The 10,202-nt window shown below is 39.3% G+C and carries 8 protein-coding genes; 6 read left to right on the top strand and 2 right to left on the bottom strand.

What is annotated here, in order from left to right; translation table 11 throughout:
- The coding region (locus Q0C19_RS02215) for a DEAD/DEAH box helicase (protein WP_295052424.1) at positions 1-871 on the bottom strand (871 nt) is incomplete at its 3' end.
- A gap of 116 nt (positions 872-987) precedes the next feature.
- On the opposite strand from Q0C19_RS02215, the gene Q0C19_RS02210 reads away from it, so the two are divergent.
- The 6 genes from Q0C19_RS02210 (at position 988) to Q0C19_RS02185 (ending at position 8,533) form a co-directional block, all read left to right on the top strand.
- Positions 988-1,935 (top strand): HD-GYP domain-containing protein, encoded by a 948-nt coding sequence (locus Q0C19_RS02210; RefSeq protein ID WP_295052422.1) that lies wholly within the window; start codon positions 988-990, stop codon positions 1,933-1,935.
- A 128-nt stretch (positions 1,936-2,063) separates the two neighbouring features.
- The gene (locus Q0C19_RS02205; RefSeq protein WP_295052421.1) at positions 2,064-4,061 is read left to right on the top strand and encodes a TonB-dependent receptor; all 1,998 of its coding nucleotides are present in this window, start codon (positions 2,064-2,066) and stop codon (positions 4,059-4,061) included.
- A gap of 13 nt (positions 4,062-4,074) precedes the next feature.
- Complete coding sequence (locus Q0C19_RS02200; RefSeq protein ID WP_295052419.1) at positions 4,075-5,277, top strand: DUF917 domain-containing protein; 1,203 nt, start codon at positions 4,075-4,077, stop codon at positions 5,275-5,277.
- Between the two features lie 30 nt (positions 5,278-5,307).
- A complete protein-coding gene (locus Q0C19_RS02195) occupies positions 5,308-6,066 on the top strand; it encodes a hypothetical protein (protein WP_295052417.1) in 759 nt (252 codons plus the stop codon).
- Positions 6,063-6,941 carry an ABC transporter substrate binding protein gene (locus tag Q0C19_RS02190; protein ID WP_295052415.1) on the top strand — a complete coding sequence of 293 codons (879 nt, stop codon included), beginning with the start codon at positions 6,063-6,065 and terminating at the stop codon, positions 6,939-6,941. The genes Q0C19_RS02195 and Q0C19_RS02190 overlap by 4 nt, the downstream gene beginning before the upstream one ends.
- Positions 6,938-8,533: an ATP-binding protein gene (locus Q0C19_RS02185; RefSeq protein WP_295052413.1), complete on the top strand. Its 1,596-nt coding sequence runs from the start codon at positions 6,938-6,940 to the stop codon at positions 8,531-8,533. The genes Q0C19_RS02190 and Q0C19_RS02185 overlap by 4 nt, the downstream gene beginning before the upstream one ends.
- Here Q0C19_RS02185 and Q0C19_RS02180 read toward each other — a convergent pair.
- Complete coding sequence (locus tag Q0C19_RS02180; protein WP_295052411.1) at positions 8,530-10,191, bottom strand: NAD-binding protein; 1,662 nt, start codon at positions 10,189-10,191, stop codon at positions 8,530-8,532. The two genes, Q0C19_RS02185 and Q0C19_RS02180, sit on opposite strands and share 4 nt — an antisense overlap.
- Positions 10,192-10,202 lie beyond the last annotated feature (11 nt).

The following is a 10,202-nucleotide window of genomic DNA, read 5'->3' as shown; positions in this document are numbered from 1 at the left end:
CAACAACTCGTATCCCCTCAATTGTCAGGCTGGTTTCGGCAATATTGGTAGAGAGAACAATCTTTCGCTTTGAAGAGGGTGCGAGGGCACGCTCTTGTATCTCTTTTGAAAGTTCGCCATAAAGCGGAGCAATATCGATTTCCATATCCTTGCAATACTCTTTTAGAGAAGTCTCTACTGCTTTGATCTCACGGGTTCCGGGCAAAAAGACGAGGATACTCCCCTCATCCGTATGGATACTGTTTTTAATCACATCCATAAGCGGAGGAACAATTTTTTTTGCTTCTAGCGCAGGGGTGTTGGGTGGTAGGTATTCGATCTCAATCGGATAACTTCTCCCCTCACTGGTAATGAGCGGGGGGTTGTTTAATAAGGCTTGCAAGGAGTCGGTATCCAACATCGCCGACATCACCAAAATTTTGAGATCCTGACGCAGGCACTCTTGTGATTGTACTGCAAACGTCAGTGAGAGATCGCTGTGAAGGTGGCGTTCATGGAATTCGTCAAAAATAATCAGTGCAACATTTTCCAAAAAAGGATCACGTTGAAGCATCCGGGTTAATATCCCCTCCGTAACGACAAGAATTTTGGTTTCTTTGCTGATTTTTTTTTCGGCACGGATTTGATAGCCGATTCGTATCCCGACATTTTCATTCAGCAAATGTGCCATTCGTGACGCAGCGCTCCGTGCGGCAATCCGTCGCGGTTCCAGCATAATGATTTGCTTTTCCTGTAGCCAAGGCTCATCCAAAAGGGCTAAAGGAACAGAGGTCGTTTTTCCTGCACCGGGCGGAGCTTGAAGAATAAGACGGTTTGAATTTAACAATGCAGTGCGAATATCGTCAATAACGTCGTGTATAGGAAGATTCATAGGAAAAATAATAGCAGATTCCTTCCCTAAAGAGGCTTATCCGGCATTGTCAATTGTTAGAGCGTAAGAATAAATTATTAGAACATAAATAGGTAAAATTCCACATAAGGCAACTCATGAGCAAAATTAAACGATATAAATCAATCGACAAACGGGTCATTACCCAAGGTGAAATAATCGATTTTACCATCTATTTACGCAATGATACAAAAACGGCAATGACCCTTTTTCTCCAAAGCGATACCGTTGTTGATACGAGAAGTAAAATTCGATTACGTGAAATAGAGCGCCTCTATATTGAGGATGAAGACAGTTTGCGCTACGAAGCATATGTCCAAAAGCATATTCAATCCATTGCCAGAGCCGAAGATATTCCGATTGGAAGCAAAGCCCTGATAATCTATGAACGGGCAACCTCTGTCATCAATGATTTGTTTCATAATCCGGAATCTCTTGAATCGGTTCAGTGTGCCAAACCTCTCGTTAATTCCATGGTCGAAGTAATCTTAAGCGACAGCAGTGCAATTGAATCGCTTTTAAAGATTACTGCTCATGATTATTACACCCACACCCATTTGCTCAATGTCAGCATTTATGCCCTCAGTCTAGGCAATTTTTTAGGGATTAACGGAAAAGAGTTGGAAAAGCTTGGGATGTCCGCCATACTCCATGACATCGGAAAAAGCAAAGTCGATTATGACATTATCAATAAAAATGGATTACTGACGGAACAAGAGTTTGATATGATGAAAAATCATCCCGAATTGGGCCATGCGATAGCCTTGAATTTAGGGATTACCGATTCAAAAATATTATCAGGAATCCGTCATCACCATGAAAAAATTGACGGCAGAGGATATCCCGATCAAATCAAAGGGGATGAGATCTCGCAATTTGCACGTATTATTGCGGTATGCGATGTATTTGACGCATTGACGACCAAAAGATCTTATAAAAACCCTATGAGTACTTTTGAAGCCATCAAGCTGATGAAAGAATCGATGCGGGAACATTTGGATATGTCCATTGTCGATTCACTGATACGTATGCTGCATAAAAAATAAGCGTTGCAATTCTCAATAGCTATAAATTTAGTTATAATTTATAACTATTGTGAAAAAAGAATATATTCTAAAGAGTAATGAACAGCAGCGTATGCGGCAGAGCACTTTATTATGGGAAAAGGGATGTCGTGTTTAGAAAAATACTTTACTTGAGTATTCCGACTATTATCTTTGCAAATCCCTTTAATGCGACATTGGAAGATGAGGCTTCATGGCTCAAAGATGAGACATTTGTCATATCGGCATCACGTGTCAAAGAGAATATTAAAAAAACCTCCGCTTCCATCACGGTTATTGATGAAGATACCATCAACAAGATGGGTGCCAATACTCTCTTAGACGTATTAAGAGTCGTTCCGGGGCTTGGCGTTTCTCAAAGCAATATATACGTGGATAAAATAGGAGTTCGGGGCGTTGAAACGTGGTTTTCTGAAAAAGTATTAATTCTTTTGGATGGGCACTCTCTAAATTCGGATTTGCTCAACGGCGGTGCGACAAGCGCCTTTGCAAACTTTCCGTTAGAGCATATCAAAAGGATTGAGATTATTAGAGGACCCGCATCCGCCCTTTATGGAGAGAATGCTTTTACGGCGCTTATAAACATTATCACCAAAGAGGCTCAGGATATAAACGGCGTTCAGATCAGTGCCAAATCGGGGAGTTACAATACTTCAGCGGCAAATCTCCTTTTGGGAAAGCGGTATGAAAACGTCGATATCACTGCCAATGTAAACTATCGCGATACGAACGGCTATAAAGCGTACATAGAAAGTGATTCTATTGGTAACAGCGGTCATATCAATCCAACATCCAAAAGAGTCAATACCAACCTCTCCATAAAACATAAAAACGGATTTTACGCCAAGGCCAACTATAACACTACCGAAGACGGCCCCCGATATGGTGCGGCGTATGCCCTCAATAATGAAGATATGTCGAAACGAGAGACCTATTTTGTAGAGTTGGGATATAAAGATAAAATCAATGATCTGTATACCTTAGATACTAGGGTTTATCATGATAGTTTTAAAGCCGACAATCTTTGGGAAATATTCCCCGAGGGCTATACGAATATTTTTCATACAACGTACCCGAATGGTATGCTCGCCATTTCCGGCTATACCAACAAAAAATCGGGAATGGAAACGCTATTAACCCTTAAAAAAGAGAACTATACCGTCATCTCCGGACTCTCCTATGAAACTCAGAAACTTCAAGATCCGCTCTACAAAACAAATTACAATCCCTCAACCGGAGCTCCCTTGAGCAGTATGCAAAACTTTTCAGATCCAAGTACAAACTTCGTCTCTGAAGCAGACAGAAAGTTTTGGGCTGCATACAGCGAGCTGCTTTACGATCTGACAGAGAGTCTAAGACTCACCGCCGGTGTACGATATGACCACTATAGCGACTTTGGCGGTATTTTTAATCCCAGACTCGGTGCGGCATGGGAAATCAATCCACACAACAATATCAAACTCATGTATGGAGAAGCTTTTAGGGCACCGACCTTCGCAGAGCTGTACAATAAGAATAATCCGGCTTTGGTAGGTAATTCCAGCCTAAACCCTGAGCGGGTAAAAACAATTGAATTAAATCTACAAAATACTTCCCTGGATAACCTGGGAGTATCCCTGAGTATTTTCAAAAGCGCTATCGATGATATTATTTCAACAGCAGGCAACACCTATGTTAATCAGGGAAAAACAACGACTCAAGGGATAGAAGCCGAGATCAGACAGAACCTACACAGAGGATCGTATATCGTTGCGAACTACACCTACCAAAATCCGAAATGTTCGACAACATCCCAAAGTTTGGAAAATATATCCCGGCATGAAGGGTATCTGGCTCTTAACTATAGAATCAACAGCACCTTTAATCTGTATACCGATGCCAAATATATAGGCAAACAGACGAGAGCCTCAACCGATACAAGAGATGAAGTAAAGAGCAGCATCACAAACAATGCTACCGTATTGGCAAAAGATGTCATGCTAAAAGACCTGCAAATGAAATTTTCGGTTTACAATCTGTTGGATGAAAAAACGTATGACTCAAGTAGCCCCTATGATTATCCCTTAGGCGGAAGATCGTATATGGCTGAATTGTCTTACAAATTTTAAGAGGAGCGATAGTATGATCATTGGAAAAATAGAACTTGAACAAATATTGTACGGAGCATGTTTTTTGGCTTCAGGAGGCGGTGGACCACTCGATCTGGGACAGAGTTGTATTGATGCCGACTTTAAAGAAGGTGACACCGTAGAGGTTGTTGATTTCGATGATATTCATGAGGGTGAGTGGATCGTTCCATCTTCGGGGATGGGACTGCCCAGTGCATCATTCAATGCTTCAGAGCTAAACCGATCGCTGCTGAATGTAATCGAAATTATGCAGGAGTGGTGTCAAAAAAACAAAAAAGACTTTACGGCTTTCAAGTATATTTTTCCGATGGAAGTCGGTACCGTAAATTCAGTTTTACCCATTATCGCCGCTAAATTAGCCAAAGATAAAGGAATTGATTACAAAGTTGTAAATGCCGATCCATCGGGAAGAGCAACGCCTACCTTACCGCTTACACTGTTAGCTGGATACGATTGTCCGTTTTATCCCAACTTTATCGCCAGCGGAAGCATTAATCCTCTTTTTTCGTCTTATAACCTTGAGAGCTTAGCCCATGTACAAGAGTGCTTTGCGCAAATGTTTACTTCGAGTGCGTTTAAAAATAGCGGAGGTTTTTCTCTTTATCCTATGAGCAAAAAAGAGTTTAAGCTTAAATTCGCGGTACAAAATACCATGCTCGATGCTTTGAATATTGGAAAAATCATTAACCAAGAAAATTCTGCTTCAAGCAGAGCTGAAAAAATCATATCGTATATGAACACTGAGAGTAAAGAAAAAAGATTGACCAAAGAGATTTTTTACGGCACATTAGAGAGCATTGAGAGTACTGTTGTCAACGGAACAGATGTCGGTACACTAATCATAAAAGGGATGAATGCTTTTGAGGGGAATACACTAAAAGTCGCAACTGAAAATGAAAATATTTTTGCGAATATTGTGGATAAAAACGGGGTGGAAAAACCCTACATTATGGGCCCAGATTCCATATCCTATCTTCCTGAAGTGATTGGAATGGAAGATTCTACTCTAAAGATATTAGATGTTACCGGTTTATATGCACTCTATAATTGCCCTATAAAAAAGGTCATCAACCTTCATGTGATCGGGATTGACGCACCTAAGCATGTAAAAGAGTGCAGTAATCTAATAGCAAACTGGTGTCAAATTAATCAGATGCTAGGCGGAGCGTCCACGTATACGCAGCCGTGGTTATGAGTCATCCGTACTTTATAAATTAGGAACGTAATGAAAATAGTATTTTTAATCCTGTTGTTTGCCAATATCCTTTTTGCAGAGAGTGTAAAAGTATATTTGTATACACCGGAAATAAATACAAATAATTTCAAATCGCTCAAAATAAGTTTTGACGCGTATTTAAGTGCGTATGGAAATTATGAACTTCAGCCCTTTAGCGATAAAGAAACGTTTGAAAAGTATTTAAAAAAGAAAAGTTCCATTGCAATACTGTCGAGTTGGCATTATCGTGAAATAGCCCAAAAATATAATTTAGAAGCAATGTTAGTTGCCAAAAGAAAAGGGAGCATCACCGATAGAAAAATACTTGTCGGTCAAAAAAATACGTTATTGAAGGGGGTAGTCACTTCCGCGTACGACCTAGAGTACACCCATGAATTATTGAACGCTATTACAAAGAATAATTCGAAGGAATTATCCATCCTAAGAGTTCCGAAAGAGATAGATGCCCTTATGAGTGTCGGTTTTGGAATGAGTAGATTTGCCCTTGTATCCAAAGATAGCTATACCCTCTTGCAACATATCAATCCGGTCTTATCCAAAAATTTAAAAATATATTATGAATCAGAGCCGGAATATAGAATGTTTTTGGCAAGCAATGAGATAGATAAAGAGGATAATAGAGTTGTCACTATATTTAAAAATATGGAACTATCCGACAGTGGAAAAAATATCTTAAATATGTTAGGCATAGATAAATTGGTATTTTTCAATACAGCAAATCTAGAAGATGCGGGAGATACAAAATGAGATTACTATTTTTCATCTCTCTCTTCACCCTTTTTCTCCACGCACAAACCCTCTTAGTCATTAACTCAAATTCTGATGTAAAAAAATATACGGAAGCGGTGGATGAATTTAGTAAAAATTTCAACCAGCCTTTTAAAATTTTGGATATATCACACATGAAGAGCAGAGAGATAAAAAAATATCTTTATGATGAATACCCCGATAGTGTGTATGCGGTCGGTGCTAAAGCCTATCAGTATGCCAATGAATACATACCTGAAAAAGAGATCTACTTTAGCTCTATTGCTGATTGGAAAAAATTAACGATGGAAGGTAAGCGCTACGGTATCTCCAATGAACTGCACAGCGGTATGCAGCTGACCATTGTTAAATCAATATTTAATAATATTAAAACAATAGGGGTAATACACAGCAAATATACGCAAAATATCATTAATGATCTTAGCCAAGATGCCGAGGTGCTGGGGATAAAAATAATCCCAATAAAAATTGACGAAGACTCTGTCAATACTATTCAATCTGAGGATACGGTACAACACTCAGATGCTATGTTGGTCATAGCTGATCCGGTATTTTTGAATAATGAAAAAGCGGTTGAAAATCTATTTAGACTCTCAAAAGAGCATAAGAAACCGGTCATAGCGTACCATGAACTGTTTATTAAATACGGTGCAACGTTGATAATATCGGCAGACAATCCAACAATCGGAAGACAAATGGCCTCTATGATAGAAAGCAAACTCAATGAAGAACCGATAGAGAATATTCAATACCCGGCCGGAACCAATATCATTTTAAACAAGAGAGAAGCAGCTCTAATTGATGTTGAATTCACTCCGGATATCTCGTCAATCGCTACAGAAGTCATCGAATGAGTTTAACTAACAAATTTATTATCGCTATTTTATTTATTACAACAATCGTAGTATCGGTTTTTACGTACCTTCAAATCAGTGAACAAAAAGATATTTTAAATAATGAACTGAATCAAAGAGTATCTTTAATACGAAGTAATTTGGAATCAAATGCGATAAATAACATACAGTCTTTAAAATACGAAGTTGAAAATGATATTGCCACTTTCAATTTTTCGCATATTGATTCATCCTTTCGAAATTTAGCTGCCAAAAAAGAGGTTAATGCCGTTGTTCTCTTCAATATTGATAAGTCTAAAGAAATTTTTGTCGGAGACGCCTATTTTAAAAATCAATTTCCTGAAAAAGAAGTTAATGCTTTAACGATTAACGATGTCAATAATAAAAATAATTTCATTATCTCACTGCCGATAGTATTGAACAATAAGTGGGGGGAGCTACATATTGTCTATTCCCTTAAAACATTGAAAGAAGAAGTACGCAAGGCTGAAAAAAACAAAAAGGAGAAAATAAAATCAAGTGTCCAAAAAGCGATTTATACCTCTGTTTTTTTGGCATTTATTTTACTGATATTTAGCTACTTTTTTGCAAGAAAACTTATCGCACCGATTTTATTGCTTACGGATACGGCCAAAGAGATAGCGAACGGAAACCTAAACGTCAGTGATACGTTAACTCAAATTAAAACGAATGATGAGATTGGATTGCTCTCCTCGTCATTTATAGAAATGGCTCAAAAACTGGAGACATCCTATAAAGAACTAAACATTTTGAATAAAAATTTAGAGCTTAAAACCAAGGAGCTTCAAGAGCTAAACTTATCTCTTGAAGAAAGAGTCGCGCAAAAGGTGGAGAAGATCACTGAACAGGAAAAAATGATGATCTCCCAATCACGCTTAGCGGAGATGGGAGAGATGATGAGTATGATCGCCCATCAATGGCGTCAGCCTTTGGCAACGGTAACCCTGATGATTGCTAATGAGAAAATCAAGTCGATGTCAATGGCTAAAGAGGAGGGAGAGTCGGGTAAAATCTTGGATAAAATTTCTGATTTAATTATCTACCTCTCCAATTTAATCAATGACTTTCAGACCTATTTCAAGCCGGACAAGTCCACCGTAATAATATCGACGCATCTTCTGATTGAACGAATGCAGCAGATCATTCAAACACGATTGATTTTGGAAAACGTGCAGTTGCATCTGGAAGAGTGTGATGAAGAGTTTATCGAGACCTATGCCAACGAAGTGGTACAAGTACTCATCAATATTATCAATAATGCTATTGACATCTTGGTTGAGAGAAATGCAGATATGCGTCATATATGGATCAAAGTTTACAGCGGCAGCAGTAGCATAACGATCAGCGTGGAAGACAACGGCGGAGGGATAGCCCCTGATATTATAGAGAATGTTTTTGATCCTTATTTCAGTACCAAGTCGAAAAACGGCACCGGTTTGGGACTTTACATGGCAAAAATGATCATAGACAAACATATCGGCGGAATATTACGTGTCGCCAATGTCCGACAAGGGGCGCAATTTACGATTATACTTCCTAAAAAAACGGTACCTTTACACGAAAAGCTTTAGACTAAAAAAGGGAGTTTAAACCTTCGTGCTTCAACGCCGTTAAGGACATAATAGAGCTCATAATAATGGTTGACGATGGTTTGGAATCGATCCAAACTCGGACGAGTTGCTGCGAAAAGGATGTGATCATTCGGTTGGAGGAGAGTATCGTCTTTCGGTAAGAGTATAAATTCTCCGTTAAGACGTTCAAGCCCTAAAATAACGATTTCCAAATCTTCTCCGTTATGATACGGATTACGCAGCAATTGCCCGATGGAAACCGGCGTTTGACTCAAATAGCGGCTGAGTGCATACATATGATGTTCATCGATTTCCATTTCAAGCAGAGCAGGGCGCTTGTTGACTTTTTTAGTAATCAACAAAAGGGTATCCACAAACATCTCTTTGCTGCAGTTTGAAATTTCGTCAATAAATTTGAATGTCATCGGACGATCAATATAGTTATACCCATCAAGCGCGGCAATTTGGTCAAGAATAAATATTTTATCGACTTTTAAGTGGCTGAAAAGACTTCTCTCTTCCAGTTCATTTTCTCGAACAATCGCAAAGATATTGGGGTTGAGACTTCGCGCGGTGGCAATGATCGAGAGATTGATCGCATCATCGTTTGTTCCGGCGATAATGCAGGCGGCATCCATAATCCCCGCCTGAATAAAAAAGTCCTGGTCGGAAGAGACTTTTTCATGGGTATCTTTATTAATATCAAGATAGGTATATTCCATTTGGTTGTTATCAAGGGTATTTTGAAGGGTTACTCCAAAGCGTCCCTTACTGCATATAATGTATTTCCCGATCGGGAGAATATCGCTTTTACTGACATGGAGATTTCCCCCTTGTACCCAGCTTAGAAGGTTAAACAAATAAGGAGAACGGAGTGCAAAATTAATCCGTTTGGCAATAATGGAGAATGCATCAATGACATGATCCACCCCGATATTAGCCAAATTCTCTCCCCCTTGTTTGATACCGGAACGGGCAATAATACGGAGGTTTTGATTCAAAACACGGGCTCGGACGGAAATTTTAAGATTTAGCTGGTCATCATCGAAGAGGGTTACCAAGAATTTACAGTGAGGAGACTCGATTCCGGAAGATTTGAGGACTTCGGTCATGGATGCATCGGCAACAATAGCGGGGATAGAGGGGAGATACATTTCGCTTTGCAACGCTTCGATTTTTTCGATGCTTTTATCAATGACGATAATCCGATATAAATTATCTTTGTTTATTTTATCAATCAATAATTTTCCCGCATCGGTATATCCGCATACGATAATAAAATCCTGTCCGAGATGACGAACTCTGCGCCGAAACGAATTCATTTTGATGGCATTGGTAAAGGTTTTTTCCTGAAGCAGGGCGATAATAGAGCCCAATGCGTAAATCCATGCGGGAACCGTTGCGTATATGGTTAAAAAAACAACGATACGCTGAGCATAGCTAAAAGCATAGGGAATTTCGCCGAATCCGATTGTCGTTGCCGTATAAGCAACTACGTACATCGAATCAAAAAAACTGAGATGATGAGGCTGTCCATTCTCTCCGGTTCCCGGTACCACTGTGAGGAGAATAACGGGGATGGCATGTGCGATATTCAGAATGATGAGGGGAACCCTCATTTTCCGTAAAAAAAGCCAAATAGTCGATTCGTTGCTCATAAATCAGAGAA

This window comes from Sulfuricurvum sp. (genome assembly GCF_023250475.1).
Classification (GTDB): Bacteria; Campylobacterota; Campylobacteria; order Campylobacterales; family Sulfurimonadaceae; genus Sulfuricurvum.
This window is presented reverse-complemented; position numbering and strand designations above follow the sequence as displayed.

Coding starts and splice junctions, on each gene's coding strand:
- Q0C19_RS02210 (WP_295052422.1), top strand. CDS start 988: ATGAGCAAAATTAAACGATATAAATCAATCGACAAACGGGTCATTACC.
- Q0C19_RS02200 (WP_295052419.1), top strand. CDS start 4,075: ATGATCATTGGAAAAATAGAACTTGAACAAATATTGTACGGAGCATGT.
- Q0C19_RS02195 (WP_295052417.1), top strand. CDS start 5,308: ATGAAAATAGTATTTTTAATCCTGTTGTTTGCCAATATCCTTTTTGCA.
- Q0C19_RS02190 (WP_295052415.1), top strand. CDS start 6,063: ATGAGATTACTATTTTTCATCTCTCTCTTCACCCTTTTTCTCCACGCA.
- Q0C19_RS02185 (WP_295052413.1), top strand. CDS start 6,938: ATGAGTTTAACTAACAAATTTATTATCGCTATTTTATTTATTACAACA.
- Q0C19_RS02180 (WP_295052411.1), bottom strand. CDS start 10,191: ATGAGCAACGAATCGACTATTTGGCTTTTTTTACGGAAAATGAGGGTT.